General features: G+C 52.3%; 11 protein-coding genes. 1 reads left to right on the top strand and 10 read right to left on the bottom strand.

Annotation, left to right across the window (positions count from 1 at the left end):
• Nucleotides 1-192 precede the first annotated feature (192 nt).
• A complete protein-coding gene (locus MA04_RS13880) occupies nt 193-1,503 on the top strand; it encodes a sugar transferase (protein ID WP_262461050.1) in 1,311 nt (436 codons plus the stop codon).
• 145 nt (nt 1,504-1,648) lie between these two features.
• Here MA04_RS13880 and MA04_RS13885 read toward each other — a convergent pair whose 3' ends face one another.
• From MA04_RS13885 to MA04_RS13930, 10 genes are all read right to left on the bottom strand, one after another.
• Nucleotides 1,649-5,362 carry a glycosyltransferase gene (locus tag MA04_RS13885; protein WP_262461051.1) on the bottom strand — a complete coding sequence of 1,238 codons (3,714 nt, stop codon included), beginning with the start codon at nt 5,360-5,362 and terminating at the stop codon, nt 1,649-1,651.
• Nucleotides 5,362-6,606: an FkbM family methyltransferase gene (locus tag MA04_RS13890; protein WP_262461053.1), complete on the bottom strand. Its 1,245-nt coding sequence runs from the start codon at nt 6,604-6,606 to the stop codon at nt 5,362-5,364. The genes MA04_RS13885 and MA04_RS13890 overlap by 1 nt, the downstream gene beginning before the upstream one ends.
• The gene (locus MA04_RS13895; protein WP_262461054.1) at nt 6,606-7,826 is read right to left on the bottom strand and encodes an ABC transporter ATP-binding protein; all 1,221 of its coding nucleotides are present in this window, start codon (nt 7,824-7,826) and stop codon (nt 6,606-6,608) included. Before MA04_RS13895 ends, MA04_RS13890 begins: the two co-directional genes overlap by 1 nt.
• On the bottom strand, nt 7,826-8,623 hold the full coding sequence (locus tag MA04_RS13900) for an ABC transporter permease (protein ID WP_262461055.1): 798 nt from the start codon (nt 8,621-8,623) through the stop codon (nt 7,826-7,828). Before MA04_RS13900 ends, MA04_RS13895 begins: the two co-directional genes overlap by 1 nt.
• Before the next feature lie 165 nt (nt 8,624-8,788).
• Nucleotides 8,789-10,207, bottom strand: coding sequence for a mannose-1-phosphate guanylyltransferase/mannose-6-phosphate isomerase (locus tag MA04_RS13905; protein ID WP_262461057.1), 1,419 nt, complete (start codon nt 10,205-10,207; stop codon nt 8,789-8,791).
• A gap of 315 nt (nt 10,208-10,522) precedes the next feature.
• Entirely contained in the window at nt 10,523-11,680 is a 1,158-nt protein-coding gene (locus tag MA04_RS13910) for a glycosyltransferase (protein WP_262461058.1), read from the bottom strand.
• A gap of 17 nt (nt 11,681-11,697) precedes the next feature.
• The gene (locus tag MA04_RS13915) at nt 11,698-12,831 is read right to left on the bottom strand and encodes a glycosyltransferase family 4 protein (RefSeq protein ID WP_394356155.1); all 1,134 of its coding nucleotides are present in this window, start codon (nt 12,829-12,831) and stop codon (nt 11,698-11,700) included.
• Nucleotides 12,831-13,718 (bottom strand): NAD-dependent epimerase/dehydratase family protein, encoded by an 888-nt coding sequence (locus MA04_RS13920; protein WP_262461060.1) that lies wholly within the window; start codon nt 13,716-13,718, stop codon nt 12,831-12,833. Before MA04_RS13920 ends, MA04_RS13915 begins: the two co-directional genes overlap by 1 nt.
• Complete coding sequence (gene gmd / locus MA04_RS13925; RefSeq protein WP_262461061.1) at nt 13,718-14,752, bottom strand: GDP-mannose 4,6-dehydratase; 1,035 nt, start codon at nt 14,750-14,752, stop codon at nt 13,718-13,720. The genes MA04_RS13920 and gmd overlap by 1 nt, the downstream gene beginning before the upstream one ends.
• 106 nt (nt 14,753-14,858) lie before the next feature.
• Nucleotides 14,859-16,232, bottom strand: coding sequence for a phosphomannomutase/phosphoglucomutase (locus MA04_RS13930; RefSeq protein ID WP_262461062.1), 1,374 nt, complete (start codon nt 16,230-16,232; stop codon nt 14,859-14,861).
• Between the last annotated feature and the right edge of the window lie 71 nt (nt 16,233-16,303).

Genomic DNA, 16,303 nt, shown 5'->3' on the forward strand with positions numbered 1-16,303 from the left:
CGAATTCGCAAAGGAGCCGCCCCTATCTGACCAACCGGCCAGACTTCAACCGGTAAAACCATGCTAAAATTGTCATTTTTGAGGCAATGGACGACGCCTTGAGCACCTAAGAATGGCCAAATTGAACTGGCGACACCCGGTCGCAAGTCAGGCTCTAGTCATTCGCTGAGATGGAACGAGGGTAAGAGCAGTATGAGTCAGGGTGATGCATTACATCAGCTTGAATCACAGCAGAACCACCGGTTGGAACCCAAGCGGCACCAGCGATGGTACGAACGTATCCTCCTGAATTCGCCGCTCTGGCAGTCCATTTCGTTCGCCCTGGTGCTTCTCGCCCCATTCTGGCTGGCATACCGGCAATGGCTCCCTGGTGACACAAACCAGACGACGACCTTATTTGTACTGGCCGCCACCTTCATCACCAATCTGCTGCTCTCCCGTGCGCTGGGCCAATACCCCGGGGGCAACCTCTTGCCTTATCAGTTGAGCGTCACGGGAATCACCATCAGCCTGGCAATCTTCACCGTTATAGCCTTGCGGCTGGGTTATTCACGTCTGCCCTTGTTCATCGGCTTTGTCCTGATTCTCGCTCACCAGGGCCTGGCATTGGCGGTGAAGGCCCGTTTCCGTTACACCAAACTGGCCTTCGTGCCCGGCACCCGTTTCGAGGAACCGGAACGGGAGCACGAACAATATCGCTTCTGCTATCTGACCGACCCCAACGATAAGCGGCGTTTCGATGTTCTGGTGGTAGACATGGAGACCAAACTCAACGACGACTGGGTGCGCTTTATCGCCCGTCACCATTCCCGACGCATCCCGGTGCTCAACGGCCGTTCCCTTTTGGAAGCAATGACGGGCAGCGTCAATCTGGATACGCTGAGCAACTCCGATTTCGAGGCCTTCCAGCCCAACCCCCTTTATCTTCTCGGGAAGCGGACGCTGGACATTCTTGGGGTCTTGCTACTCGCCCCAATCGCACTTCCGGTTTGTCTCATTACCGCCTGCATTATTCGTTGGGAAACGCCGGGTTCGGCCCTGTTCATACAGAAACGGATGGGGGTCGGAAATCGCCCTTTCAATATGCTGAAATTCCGCTCCATGAGTATGGACGACCGTCCAGAGAGAGCGCGTTTCGTTATCGATGACGAGCATCGCATTACCCGGTTCGGCCGCCTCGTTCGTCGCAGCCGCCTGGACGAGCTTCCACAACTATGGAATGTACTAATCGGCGATATGAGCCTGATCGGACCTCGGCCCGAGCAGCCTGAATTCGCCGAAGCCTTCGAGCGGGACGTACCCTTCTACAGCTACCGTCACATCATTAAGCCCGGCATCTCAGGTTGGGCTCAGGTACAACAAGGCTATGTGGCCGGGCTGGCTGAAACACGAAAGAAAGTGGAGCACGATTTTTACTACATCAAACATCAGTGCTTCGGGTTAGATATTCTGATTGTCTTGAAGACCATTCGCACCATCCTTACTGGGTTCGGTGCCAAGTAGGAGAGCAATTTTATTTACTCCAAGATCGGCGGCGTTATTCAGAATTAATACTCTTTTCAATACGCCTGTGAGAAACCGATTTCCTCAGGCATGACGCTCCCTGGAAACAACATATCAGGAGCGCCTTTCTAGCTATCAATAATCATCAAACGATATCCGGAATAATCAAACTTAACAGCTTCTGAGCACTCTCTTCCCAAGTAAGCCACGGGATGTCATTGGATGCCGGATGTTGATTCTTAGCATACAAATCCAGCCACTGCTTCACCGCTTCGCCAAGATCATCCGTCGATTCACCCTTGAAGTAGAAAGCGTGGTCGCCTGCCACCTCCTTAAAAGCAGGAATATCGCGAGCCAAAATCGGAAGCCCATATTGCGCGGCTTCGATCAAAGGCAACCCGAACCCTTCGCCATAAGAGGCAGCAATCAGACAACTTGCCCTAGAGTAGGTCTCCTCAAGGTATTCATAACTGATGTCATCCAGCCAGAATAATCGCTTGTTAAGTTCTGGGTGGTGAGACAAGCGTTTAGTCAACTGATCCACCATTTCCCCTTCTTTACCCACGATAAATAGATGTACGGATATCCCGCCGGCCCAAAGTTGTTCAAAGGTATCAAGAACTTGCGTATGGGCTTTACGGGGCTCAATGGTTCCGATCATCAGGAAAGATGGCGCGATAGCCATTGAGTCCAGAGCCCACTGCGCTTGCGAAGAAATTCCACGACTGGCGGAAGTGCCGGAAACGCCTGCACCAAGATGAAACCAATCGACATTAATTGGACGTTCCCTCTCAATATCAAGCCTCGCCATATAAGCTGAGAAATCGTCTGCCACCGTCCGGGAAATACACGTCACTCCATCAAATTGACAAATAGTATTAAACCATTGCGTATAAATATCTTTACCAGCCGAAACAAAAAACTCAGGCGTTAATAGAGGAAAAAGATCGTAGATCACAAACCATACTGTCACGCCCCTTCGACGCCAATCCTCCAAAGTCGCTCTTTGAGAAGTGATAACATGAGGTTGCGAGTCGAGACTGATGAAAAGATCGCCCTCCCAGACTTCCACCGGCTCGTCGAAAACCAAACACGCTGGCACATCGAGGAAATCCAGAGTAAAGGTACGCGCATACCAATAGCCTTCTCCATGCTTCGAACCATAAACCGGCTGCACCTGATAACCCGAAGGAGGGTTCCCGAGCCATTCCTTAAGGATTGCCTGAGCCACACGGTGGTTCTCACATTGATCACCGCCCTGAACCAAATCAGAGACATCCACCAATAACTGCTTCGGACGAGGAGTGGGAGCGAAATTTGCTGAAAGATTGGCCGCCCAAGAAATCAAATCCGTCCCCTCCTTCAACTCTAGGGCAGCTTTTCTTACCAACCCGGTCAGCCCGATGGAGGACTTGCAATGATATCTCTCTATTGCTTCATGATACTGCTTCGCGCACTTCGCCGGATTATTATTATGACGTATTATTTCGCGCGCCTGAGCGCCTAATTGCTGACGGTACTCCACATTGCCTGCAAGGGTCGTCAACGCTTCCAATAGGTCCTCATCCTTAAACTCATCCGGCAACATGCACACCCCGGCGGAATCGATATCGGACATACTGCCATGCCTATTGATGATTGTAGCCAGGCCTTTCCCCATGCAGTCCAGCACCGTTCCGGATGTTTCCCCTCTCGATAAGGTGCGCAACTGCACACCTATATCGGCGGCAGCGAGATACTGTTGAAACATCTTCGCGTCTGCCCAGCCAGTAATCTTTATATGATTATAAGAACCACTTTTCGCAACGGATTTAGCAAAAGAACGGCCGTACTCATCTTCAGAATTTTGACCCACGAAAATCAGGTGCGCGCGCGGATCCCTGCTTAAAGGAGAGTCAAGCCAGGCCTTTAACAAACGATGATTCTGCTTGGTCTGCCCCAAAACCCCAAATGAGCAAACGACCAAATCATCAGCATTAAATCCCAGATCCTCACGAGCCCTGGCACGGTCCATAGACTCATCGAGAGTTCTCAGATGAGGAATCACAGTCCAATCGCTCCTTGCTTTTTCCCCAAACCAATCACGAGCCAGTTCAAGAGAATGCTCACTGTGAACGATAAGACCCTGAGCCCGCTGCAAAACAGGCAGATTCGCAGGATAACGCCAGACTACATCTTGGCCTGTGTCAGAATCAAAGCGCTCCCTCAGAGCCTGGTACCCATGACTATGATAGAGAGCCAGGGCGTACGCATTGGGCTCCAAGCCATCTATCTCACGATATGCCTGAGCTCCCGATAAAAAGAAGTCATGTAGCACCACCACTCCCGGCACTTTCTCCAACAACGAAAACATATGTCGATGAAAGGAAGAATTACCGAAATGATAGAGAACACGATCAACTTTATCTGCATTCTGGATAAGCCATTCAGGCGACCGTAATTGTTTACCGTTAAGGATACCCGGATTAAGATCGCATTTAGATTGATCAACGATCAACTCTATATCGTAATATCTAGAAAGCTCGGGTAGCAGCTCAGCACTATAGTCAGCAATTCCGCTACGAACAGGAGACAAAGGAGAGACATAGGCAAGTAGCGGCCGTTCAGATGGAACCTCAAAACTCAATGCAGCAGAATCGGCGCGGTTATACCAATCTTCCATGGCCGCCAATGCAGTTCGAGCACTACCCCGCCATGAGAATTTTTTTGCGTGCTCCGATTGTCTCAGCTTGGCCTCGTCACAAAATGATTGATCAGATAGTCCACGCTCAATCAGCGCGGCAATAGATTCATCAGAATACGGATCAAACAGTGCCTCTTCCCAGCCTACGACCTCGGGAAGGCTTGAAGTATTGGCAGCTATCACTGGAGCACCGCACTGAATTGCCTCCAAAGCTGGCAGGCCAAATCCTTCATGCAACGAAGGAAAGACGAAAAGCTTGCACAGGTTATACAGAGCAATCAGATCTTGCTCCGGAACGAAGCCAGTCAATACAAGCTCCGAACCTTCCATACCCTCCTTCTGGGCAAGTTTTTCAAGCTGAACGCGGTTCTCCGGTCTCACCGAGCATACGATGGCCAGCTGATGATCTTTACGTATAGCTCCTGGCAGACGCGCATAGGAACGAATGAGACCTTCAATATTTTTCCTGTAATCAATACCACCCGTATACATGACATAGGGCTTCTTCAGCCCGTACTTATCTCGGAGCTTCCGCTCCTGATTAAGCGAAATCGTGATCTTCTGAAATTCATCATCTGCCGCCGAGGAAATGTTATAAACTCTATCCTCGGAAAGGTTCAGATGCTCTATACCTTCGTTTCGAGCAGATTCTGATATTCCAAGCCAGACATCCGCCCGCTTCAGATTTTCAATCTTTTCCAAGTACCATCGTCTAACCGTAGGATCATCCAGGTATGGCTTAGGTTTTATATACGGAATCAAATCAAAAATCGTAACCGCCACCGGCACCTGCTTCTGAAGCCGATGAATACAAGTAATTGCCCCTTCTCCTAAACCTTCAAAAAGACTCGTAACATAAATAAAATCAGGATCTTGACTTACCAGAAAGCCTTCGTACGTGAGTTCTGTTAGTCGATAGCTTGCCTCCTCTCCGTGTCTGGCCTTTCCATCCGCAGCAGCAGCGTGCCATACACGAATGTTCTCCTGTGGCAGAAGCCCATCAAATTCGGCGCGTAGAGGTTCTATTGTGTCCGAAAAACAACCATTAAGAGCGAGGATGATCTCATGCGTACCTCGTTGGCGCACCATCGCCTTGACCAACATCAGAGTATAACGACCAATACCTCTGAGCCTGCTTCCAGATTGAGCTCCTTGCATGTCAATAACGATAAGCATTACTGACCCCCTCCCTGACGTTCAATAACCTGTTTCATGTCCTGATACACTTGGCGCGCATGTGGGCCAAGGTGAGCAACTTCTAAAGGCACTTTGGGAGTTGCGTTTATATTTCCTCGTAAATCGTTATTTAAACAGCGATGATAAACAACCTTTAGCTGTTCCTTCACGCCAAGATGTTGGGCCAAGGAAACCAGCCAATGTCTGAGGCGGGCATGACGATTCGAGTACTGAATCAAGCCAATAGCCAATTTTCTTGCCAGAGCATTTAATCGACTTTTGACGCCATGCTGGCGTAGTAAGGACAGCTGATGACCTGACCAGCGCATTGGGGAGGTGATACGCCAGGATCGGCTTAAAAAAACATCCTCTAGTTGTTGGGACAAAGCCTCCTCAGCAGCTTCCGCACGGGCTGCCCTGGATTCTGATCGAGAATGCTCAAGTTCCAGATGCTCCAGCGAGGTTCTTAAGTTCTTTATCTCACTGTCAAGACGAGAAAGATGCTCTTCTGACTCTTCAAGTTGTTTTTTTCTTTCAATGATGTGAGCACACATCCAATTCGATTCACTTAGTACAAAGTTATCGAATACGTTTGGCGGAACGTTAAAGTGTCGCTGTAGATTCGCATGAGTCTCATGCAAGTAAAATCGGTTTAAACCGTCAAAATAGACAAATGAGTACCCTTTGTCGCACAGACCGGCTTCCCAGTCTTGAAAATTTTCTTCTCCGCTGAGTGGAACGGTACTTTCAACAACGATAATCCAGGGCCTGGCTTCGGAAACATGCCAGCTTTTAAGGACATCTTTTTCACGCCCTTCAACATCAATTTTCAACCAATGAATTTCATTTTTATGGTACTTTTCAAAAATATTGTCCAGAGTAATGCATTCGACCTCCCTCTCAAAAACCTTAAAACCACTCTCCCGGTGCCGGGCGGCAATCTTCTCCTCCGCTGTCGACAGACCAGTTCCTTCCACCTCATAAAAAATTATTTTACCCTCATTCGTGCCTACAGCGGCTTGCTCGAGGCTCTCATCAGGGCGAGACTTGGAAATTGAGTAAACAAGAGAAGGAACTGGTTCCACATGAACTCCTCGCCATCCTTTCTTGTAAAAGGCAAGGCTCACGGAGTCGACCACCGGGTCGTTGGCACCTACATCGATATAGAAACCATTATCTATATGTCCTAGAGCCCTCCAAAGCATCACGTCTTCGAAATTCTGAGCATAGGAAATCATCGACATTAACTGGTTACCTCAATTGTCGGTTCGATCCAGGACGACCCGGCAAAGTGAATCTTGGACATGTTCACAACGCTGAATACGAGGGCCAGATCCCGCCACTCGTAGTTATCCACCAGATGAGTATCCGAACTCGTGATGGCAGTCTGTACCGAATAGTTCCCTTCCCCAACATTTGCCGGAAACTTTATATCAAAGAGGATCTCTGATCCTCCTTTGACATTCATCAGAACCTGATCAGTATGAAAGGTATTGGTGCCATAGATAACTTGCCCTAATCGATCCTTGATACCATAACCAAGAACCAGCTTCGGCACATCCTTATGAACTCTAACTTTTATACTAAGGACAACATTCTCACCAACGTCAATTACCTCAGCACGCACCCCTTCCTGATTAATTAGAGCAATATCGAAAATTTCCGCTTCACCGGATCCGGAAACAGTTTGCGTCCTTCCGTCCGGTTGAACTGTCTGCTGAATATAATAATTCTCGCGATCAGCCAACATGGCGTTATAGTAATCCATTACAGCCTCTGGCTCGCCTTCCATTGCCAATTCCCCTGCATTCAGGAGAACTGCACGGTCACAAATTGCCTGGATCGCGGATTTGTCATGAGACACAAGCAGTAACGTAGTCCCCTGTTCCCTATACTGACGTATACGATCAAAGCTCTTATGCTGGAAATAAGCATCCCCAACAGACAGAGCCTCATCGACGATTAGAATATCCGGTCTTCGTGCGGTAGCGACGCTAAATGCAAGACGCATTTGCATTCCGCTGGAGTACAAGCGTGCTGGCCGGTCAATGTATTTACCAATCTCGGCGAACGCTTCAATTTCCGGCATTAACCCCTTGATCTCTTCGCTGGTTAACCCCAATAGCTGGCCTGCCATGAACACATTCTGTCGTCCAGTGAAATCGGGATGGAAGCCCATGCCGAGTTCCAGTAGAGCCGCGACACGGCCGCTCATGTTCACTGAACCGGTGGTTGGTATAGTGGTGCCAGTGATCATTTTGAGCAGCGTACTCTTTCCCGCGCCGTTCATACCGACAATACCCACCGCCTCTCCAGGCTCAACGGTGAAACTAATATCCCGTAAGACCCAGGTCAGTTCATGCCATCTGCGATCACCGGGGAGTACCCATTCCGCAAGCCGTTTCCAACGATTTCCATACTGCTTATAGGCTTTTCCCAGACCAACAACTCTGATCTGTCCCATTACAGCTCATCCACGATTTCGCCGGAATGCTTTTGGAACAGTCGCATCCCTAGAAAGCAGAAAAACACTCCCAAGAACAGAGCGGGCAGCACCCCCTGCCAGTCCGGCATCACACCATGGGCCAAAATGGATTGATAGGCGTCCATCAGTCCGGTCATGGGGTTATATACCATCAGTCGTTGTACATCCTCTGGCAAAATAGTTTTTACATATACAATCGGTGTCAGCCAAAACCAGAATTGAAGAACCACATCGACTGCCTGCCCGACATCGCGGAAGAACACGTTCAGAACGCCAAGGGTGATTCCTAGCCCGATCGCAAACAACACCTGAATAATTAGTACTGGGAAAATGGCAAAATAAATCCAACCAGGAAAGTTGTCACTGATCACAAGAAAAATTGTGAACAAGCCAAAGATGATCGAAAAATTCAATAACGCCATTGCCACAACCGTGGTCGGCAAACATAGTCTGGGAAAACTTAGCTTTTTGAGAAGGTTACCATTCTCAATAAAGGTGCTCCGACCTCGGCTGAGAATCTCAACGAACATCCCCCAGGTCAGGACACCCGCGCAAAGGTAAATGCTGTAACCGAAGGCACCCGCTGTCGCACCTGGTAACTTGGCCTGCATGATTTGGGAAAAGATTATGGTGTAAACCAGAATCATCGATAGCGGCTGAATGACTGTCCAGGCTACACCAAGTAACGAATTCAGGTATTTCGATTGGAATTCTCTTTTTACATTTCCGAGGATAAATCCGCGGTAACGCCAAAGAGCCCGGATGGCATTCATCATCACCCTCACAAAATAACTTATACCGGTTACCGCCCGCTCAGGTTAGGTTCTGCCCGCCTGAGCGACCAGGCTAGATTGAGTTTGGCGCCAATCCCCCAGAAGGCCACCGGCGACACAGCGGGTTTCCGATCAACTGGAAGAGCTATGGCATTGCCCAAAATTCAATCAGCTCCGCCCATAATTATCATCGAAGCGTACAATATCATCTTCGCCGAGATACGAACCTGATTGAACTTCAATAAGCTCCAGAGCCACTTTGCCGGGATTAATCAAACGATGTTTGGTGCCAACAGGAATGAACGTGGATTGATTTTCGGTTAGCAGGGTCGTCTCATCACCACACTCAACCAGAGCCGTGCCCTTGACCACGATCCAATGTTCCGCCCTGTGATAATGCATTTGCAGGGATAGCTTCTGGCCAGGCTTGACGGTAATCCGCTTAACCTGGAAGCGAGCCCCATCATCAATGGATTCGTAATCACCCCAGGGGCGGAACACCTGAACATGACAGTGATGCTCGGTTCTCTTTTCCCCTCGAATCTGCTCCACCAGCCGCTTGACGTCTTGAACCCTGCTTTTTTCGGCCACCAGGACCGCATCCTTGGTTTCCACCACCACCACGTCTTCCAGACCGATAGTGGCAACCAGGCGGCTTTCCGCACGGATGTAGGCACCCCGGGTATCAGCGGCAACCACGTCACCGATTTTGACGTTATTGTCCGAATCTTTTTCTTCCACCTCCCAGAGCGCACTCCAAGACCCCAGGTCACTCCACCCGGCGTCCAGAGGGACCATCGCCGCCTCGGCGGTCGGTTCCATAACAGCATAGTCGATGGATTCATCGGGACAGGCTTCGAATATGTCTTTCGGTATTCGAGCAAAATCAAACTCCCGCTCGATATTTTGCGCGGCTTGCTCACAAACATCGTAAATATCCGCGCGGGCGGCTTTGAGTTCTTCAAGATAACGGGAGGCACGAAACAGAAACATGCCACTGTTCCAGAAGAAGTGGCCGTTTGCCAAAAACTCTTCTGCCGTCGCCTTATCCGGCTTCTCAACAAAGCGCTTCACGGCTCGTGCTCCGCTGGCGGAAAACGGCTGGCCCGCCTCGATGTAACCGTAACCAGTTTCAGCATGGCTCGGGACGATACCGAAAGTAACCAGCTTGCCCTGTCCGGCAGCTGCGGCGGCCTCGATGACACTGGCCTGGAACGCCTTTACATTCTCGATTCGATGATCCGACGGCAACACCAGCATCAGCGGATCGTTACCTTGCGTAAGCTGCTCGAACGCGACCATCGCGACCGCCGGCGCGGTATTACGACCAAACGGCTCCAGCAAGATGCCTTGCGTTTCTACCCCGGCCTGCCGGGCCTGTTCGGCGACGATGAACCGATGTTCCTCGTTACAGATAATGAACGGCTTTTCTAGCGACAGACCATCAAGCCGGCACAATGTCTGTTGGAGCATGGTGTCTGTACCGGCCAGACGGATGAACTGCTTTGGCATCAACGTTCTGGAAAGCGGCCAAAGCCGGGTTCCGTTACCTCCGGCGAGCAATACGGGTAAAAACGCAGCGGTCATTCTTTCTTCCTTTCCTGTCCTTTCCTGTCCTGGATAATCAAGGCTTCTGCTCCAGACCGCGCAAAGCCTAGCTAACTCATACACGACGCGCAACGATCCGGATCATGGTGCGACACCCCAGTAATTCAGCGGCTTTACTCCAAACCTTCGACAAATCTGGCTGCGGTAGCATTTCATGATGGTACGTTGCCACCTCCTTATTCGGAAGCCTCAACGGCCACTATAATAAGAGCCATGAGTCTCTTGGAGGGCCGAAACCCGTATAAATTCCCGCTCTCCTGCCAAAAGAAGAAAATTTCCGGGCTAATCAGACAGTTAGGAGCCCTGATCTACCGATACGCTGCCTGCGGTGGCGCGTTCGATCTCTTTATTGAGCAGTTCACTAGCCCGATCATCGGAGAAATGATCACACACTCGAGCCACGGCGTTTTTCGCCCAGCGCTCCCGAGTGCTCGGATTCTCCATCAGGTGAAGGAAGGCCCGGGTCAGCGCAGGGACGTCATCAGGCGCGATCGTCAGCCCGGTTTCCTGGTCCTGGCTGACCCAGGGAACACCGGTAGGCAATGAAGTGTTAATCACCGGAACCCCATGATACATGGCTTCAAGCTGAACGATACCGAAGGCCTCACTGGGCTGCGTGGACGGAAAAAGCAGGAACCAGGCATTGGCGAGTAACCAGTGTTTTTCGGCCTCATCAACATGGCGGTCGATAAAAATCACCTGGGGCAGGTCATGACCTTGTATCGCCGCCTCAACATCAGTCTTCAGCGGGCCATCGCCGACGAGCACCACCGGAAAAGGGTTACCGCTTTTGGACAGATCAGACAACGCCTTGAGCAGCACGTCGACCCCCTTGTAATAGCACAAACGGCCCAGAAACAGCGCATAACGTTCAGGCAGTTCGGGCAGTCCTGTCGGCCGGCAGTCAGGCGCGGCGATGCTTCTTCCTCCAGTGGGTACCGATAGCGGCACCACCGCCGCCTTGTCACGGAAATCGCGAATCACCTCGGAAAACTCAAGCAATTGTGGCGACGTCGTCAGCACCCGTCGTGCCCGACGGCACAGGGCGCGTTGAAAGAACTGTACAATCGGCTTGAGACGCTTCTGCTGAACAATATCGCTGTGCCAGAATACAATCACTGGCCTCCTTACCGGCTGAAACAGCGCGGACACCGTGGCCAACGGAAACGGCAAATGATAGATCACCAGCTCTGACCAGAACAGCAAACGAAGCAGATGCAGGGACAACGCCGGCGCCAGCGGCATGGACATAAAAGTACCGAAGGACGCGCAACGCACCACACGAACACCATTATGCTCCTCAACGAGGGTGTGGACGGCAAAGCGGTCACTGCAACACAGGACGGTGACCTCATGCCCTTGCTCGCGTAGAAAAGCGGCATGCTGCTTCACCACGCTTTCCACGCCCCCGATGGTCGGGTCATAAAATTTATTGACCAGTAGAATTCTCATCGCACCATACTGGGTCGTTACATTGAGGCATAGACGTCATAGGTCCGGTCAACAGTGGATTGCCACCAGAACTCACCCGCACGTTGCAGCCCCTTTTCGGTCAAGCTCCCTGACAATTCCTCATCGAGCAACACACGTCGCATATTCTCCGATAATCCGACCACATCCGCGCTTTCCACCGTCAAGGCAGCGTCTCCAGCCACCTCCGGCAAGGACGAATTGTTCGAGCAGACCACCGGCACTCCGGATTGCATGGCCTCCAGCACCGGCAATCCGAATCCTTCATAGAGCGACGGAAAGGCGAACAATCGAGCACCGGAATACAGGCCCGGCAAGTGCGCCGCGGGCAGAAAGCCCAGATATCGGACCCAACCCTCACTTTCCGCCTGTCGTATCCTGTCGTGAATCTGTTCACTCTTCCATCCCTGATGGCCGCTCAGGACCAGCGGATAGCGTTCCCGCACTTCCCGGGGGAGACGGCCGTAGGCATCAAGCAAGGCGATGATATTTTTCCTCGGCTCAATGGTCCCGACAAATAGGGTATAGCCTCGATAAGACAGACCATAGTGCTCCAGAATCGATCCGATGTCCGCTTCGTTTCGGGGCTGGAATTCGGGTCCGGCCGCCAGAGGAACCGCGTGAATCCTCTCCAGCGGCCAACTAGCGAACTCAGCGAGCTCCCGGCGGGTATATTCGGAATCGGTGATCAACGCGTCCGCCGTATGCAAGGTATTGCTAAGGCCTCGCTGCAAATAACCGATCTTCGCCGGATCATAGCAATGTGACCAAGTGAATGGGGAAAGATCGTGAAAAGTGGCCACTTTCCGCCCGGGAAAAGGGGGCAGGAAAAAGTTGGTGCTGTGGTAAATGAAGCCATCGAATCCGGACAGCACCCGCTTACGAATCAACGGCATCAGCACCCCGTACAACGAAGTAACAAGGCGGCTTTTCTGAACCAGGCGTCTGAAATCGTGGGAGGCTGGTGATTGATTCACCGGCTCTGGCAGATCAGAGACAAAACGCACCCCGGAAAACAGCCTGAATTCATCGAAGGTATCCGCCGCCAGCATCCCTTTCGCCAATTCATAGGTGTAGCGCCCAATACCGGTCAGAGGAAACCGGATTGGTTCCACGGATAGGATCAGTTTCATCAATTTTCCGCCAACATCCACCGAAGGGTGCTTTTCAGATCAGACTTCTGCCATTCACCGACGCACGCTGCCAGCTTAGCAGCATCGCCGCACAGCGTTTTCACCTCGTTGGCTCTGACGAAAGAGGGATTCACTCGCACTTGCAGTTGATGGCCGGTAATCTCCGCACACAGCGCCAGAATCTCCTTGAGCGAATGAGGTTGCCCGGAAGCCACATTGAACACCTCACCGGCCGCCCCCCGCTCAATCAGGGCACGATACGCCGCCACCACCGAGCGGACGTCGCTGAAATCACGCCACACCTCCAGGTTGCCGAGCTCGATGACCGCCGCGCGACGCTTGAAGTGGGAAACAATCTTGGGCACCAGGAAGTGTTCCGCCTGGCCGACACCGGTGTAATTGAATGGCCGCGCGATGACGATCGGCAGCCGGGGCATCCACAGCCATGCCATATGTTCCATGGCCAGCTTGCTGACCGCGTAATCGTTGGCCGGAGCAGGCGGGGTGTCCTCGGCTAGCTTACCGCCCCGCTGATTGCCATAGACGTTGGCGCTGCTTGCCAGCAGCACACTTTCCGGCGGTTTATCGGCAGCCGCCAGAGCCGCCAGCAGGTTACGAGTACCGATAAGATTGACCTCGTAAAAGCTGTTGGCGTTGCCCTCACCGACGAACGCCACCGCCGCCAGATGGACGACAATATCGGGCTGCAACTCGGCGATGCGGACCCGAACGGCTTCCGGATCGGTAATGTCCACCTGGATATAGCCGGGATCCTCGTCGGGCTGGCTACCCAGCCCGACCACCCGATAACCGGCGGACACCAACTCCTCGCTCATATAACGACCGGTAAAGCCCTGGCTCCCCGTTATTAGAACCGTCTTTGCCATTAAAACGAAAATCCTTGCTGATTGCGGCGCAAATCGGCTTCAACCATCATCCGACAAAGTTCCTCGAGGGTGGTGGTTGGTTCCCAACCCAGCTTCTCCTTGGCCCGGGCCGGATCACCTATCAACAGATCGACTTCCGCGGGACGGTAAAACTTTGGATTGACCGCGACAATAACCTTGCCGGAGGAGGTATCGACACCGGTCTCTTCCTCGCCCTCGCCTCGCCAGTCAATATCGATCTCCGCCGCTTTGCAGGCCATGCTGACAAAATCGCGAACTGACTCGGTGCGGTTGGTGGCCAGTACATAAGTATCCGGCTCGTTAACCTGAAGCATGCGCCACATGCCGTTAACGTAATCCTTGGCGAAACCCCAGTCCCGTTTCGCGTCCATGTTGCCCAGTTCCAAACGCTCTTGCTTGCCGAGTTTGATCTTGGCGATCGAATCGGTGATCTTGCGGGTCACAAACTCCTGGCCCCGCAGTGGCGACTCATGGTTGAAGAGAATGCCACTGGCGCCAAAAATGCCGTGGGATTCCCGGTAGTTGATGGTCATCCAGTGTGCGTACAACTTGGCTACGCCGTAGGGGCTGCGCGGATAGAACGGCGTGCTCTCGGTCTGTGGAATCTCTTGAACCTTACCGAACATTTCCGAGGTCGAGGCCTGATAGAAGCGAATCGAGGGATTTACGATGCGAATGGCCTCCAGCAGATTGACCGCACCCAATCCGGTGATTTCCGCGGTGGTGATCGGTTGATCGAACGACACACCGACGAAACTCTGCGCCGCCAGGTTGTAGACTTCCGTCGCTTCCGAGGTCTGCAACAGGCGAATGCACGATGACAGGTCGGTCAGATCGTATTCCACCAGATGCAGGTTCGGATGCCGATCGATGCCCATCTCCTGGATCCGCCAGAAATTGACGGAAGCCGTGCGCCGGTAAGCGCCATAAACCTTATACCCTTTTTCCAGAAGCAGCTCGGCAAGATAGGTGCCGTCTTGGCCGGTAACACCGGTAATAATCGCTTTTTTCACAGCCTTTCCTTAAACGTACGTTCTATTTTTTGACCTATCGGGCAGCAAAAAGTGCCACCCCGGCGTGATTGCACACTCTGTCTGTTATCTCGTCATCGACGGTCGGTTAGCCGACCGCCTTGATTGCCTGCTCGATGGCCTGTTCGAAGCGGGTACGGATGCGCAGGAGTACGTCCTTGGTCTTCGCTTCATACCGCGTCACCAACTTAGGCGATGTATTCGAAGCCCGGCACAGCCCCCAGCCGTCCTCATAATCCATGCGTATGCCGTCGATCGCTGTGCACTTGCCCTCACCCAAGTCGGCATGATTCTGCAGATACTCGACGATGGCAAACTTGGTTTCCTCGGTGACAGGGATAGTGATCTCAGGGGTGGTGCAGAGCTTGGGGTAGCGGTCGAAAAAGCTAACGGCATCGCCGTCATGGCGGCTGAGAATTCCAAGAATTCGCGCAGCAGCGACGGTGGCGTCATCAAACCCGTACCAGTCTTCGGCAAAGAAAATATGCCCGCTCATTTCACCGGCAAGCAAGGCACCGGTTTCCTTCATTCGAGCTTTAATCAGGGAATGGCCTGTACGCCACATCTCCGGTTCGCCACCAGCCGCACGAATAATGCCGAAAAGCGCGCCCGTGCATTTAACATCGAAGATCACTTTGGCGCCCGGCACCCGGCCCGCCAGATCTTCGGCCAGCGCCATTAGCAAGATGTCCGGGAAGACCACGTTTCCATCGGGCAGAACCACACCCAAGCGGTCACCGTCGCCGTCGAAGGCGAGCCCCAGGTCAGCGTTTTCCCGTTGAACGGTATCGATCAGGTCATTGAGGGTTTCGATATCACCGGGGTCGGGGTGGTGATTGGGAAAGGTGCCATCCACTTCGGTATAGAGAGGGATGACGTCGCACCCGAGAGCAGCAATAGCTTCCGGGGCCAGTACGCCGGCGGCGCCGTTGCCGCAGTCCACCACAACCTTCATCGGGCGCGCCAGGTGGTGGCGCTTTCTCAGCGCTGCCAAATAGGCAGGAAGGATTTCGTGTTGGTCCCGCGTACCTTGCCCTTCCGAGAAATTCCGTTGTTGGATACGATTCTTCAGTGCCTGAATGGCATCCCCGGAAAGTGTCGTTCCTCTGATAACGATTTTAACACCATTATAGTCTGGCGGATTATGACTACCGGTGATCATTACGCCTGAGTCAGCACCCTGGAAATGACAGGTAGCGAAATACAGCACAGGGGTCGGCGCCAGCCCAACATCAATGACGTTACAACCACTTGCTTGCAGCCCTTTGGCAAGCGCATCCAGAAGAGTGGGCGAAGACAAACGGCCATCGCGAGCCACGGCAACAGAGAGCCCACCCCGATCAATTACCTCTGACCCAATGGCCAGGCCGATTAACTCCGCTGCCTGCACAGTCAGGGTGTCTTCGAAAATGCCACGAATATCGTAGGCTCGGAATAAAGTATCGGATAAAGCGGTGGTCATTATCAGCGTCCCATTCATCGCTATCAGTTACGTCAACTCTGACTTACATACCCCTACATTTGGAGCTTCAA

It is taken from the genome of Alloalcanivorax balearicus MACL04 (genome assembly GCF_025532145.1).
GTDB classification, from domain to species: Bacteria; Pseudomonadota; Gammaproteobacteria; order Pseudomonadales; family Alcanivoracaceae; genus Alloalcanivorax; species Alloalcanivorax balearicus.

What these genes read in the sequence shown, in the direction of transcription:
- MA04_RS13880 (WP_262461050.1), top strand. Translation starts at nt 193, where the DNA reads ATGAGTCAGGGTGATGCATTACATCAGCTTGAATCACAGCAGAACCAC.
- MA04_RS13885 (WP_262461051.1), bottom strand. Translation starts at nt 5,362, where the DNA reads ATGCTTATCGTTATTGACATGCAAGGAGCTCAATCTGGAAGCAGGCTC.
- MA04_RS13890 (WP_262461053.1), bottom strand. Translation starts at nt 6,606, where the DNA reads ATGTCGATGATTTCCTATGCTCAGAATTTCGAAGACGTGATGCTTTGG.
- MA04_RS13895 (WP_262461054.1), bottom strand. Translation starts at nt 7,826, where the DNA reads ATGGGACAGATCAGAGTTGTTGGTCTGGGAAAAGCCTATAAGCAGTAT.
- MA04_RS13900 (WP_262461055.1), bottom strand. Translation starts at nt 8,623, where the DNA reads ATGATGAATGCCATCCGGGCTCTTTGGCGTTACCGCGGATTTATCCTC.
- MA04_RS13905 (WP_262461057.1), bottom strand. Translation starts at nt 10,207, where the DNA reads ATGACCGCTGCGTTTTTACCCGTATTGCTCGCCGGAGGTAACGGAACC.
- MA04_RS13910 (WP_262461058.1), bottom strand. Translation starts at nt 11,680, where the DNA reads ATGAGAATTCTACTGGTCAATAAATTTTATGACCCGACCATCGGGGGC.
- MA04_RS13915 (WP_394356155.1), bottom strand. Translation starts at nt 12,831, where the DNA reads ATGAAACTGATCCTATCCGTGGAACCAATCCGGTTTCCTCTGACCGGT.
- MA04_RS13920 (WP_262461060.1), bottom strand. Translation starts at nt 13,718, where the DNA reads ATGGCAAAGACGGTTCTAATAACGGGGAGCCAGGGCTTTACCGGTCGT.
- MA04_RS13930 (WP_262461062.1), bottom strand. Translation starts at nt 16,232, where the DNA reads ATGACCACCGCTTTATCCGATACTTTATTCCGAGCCTACGATATTCGT.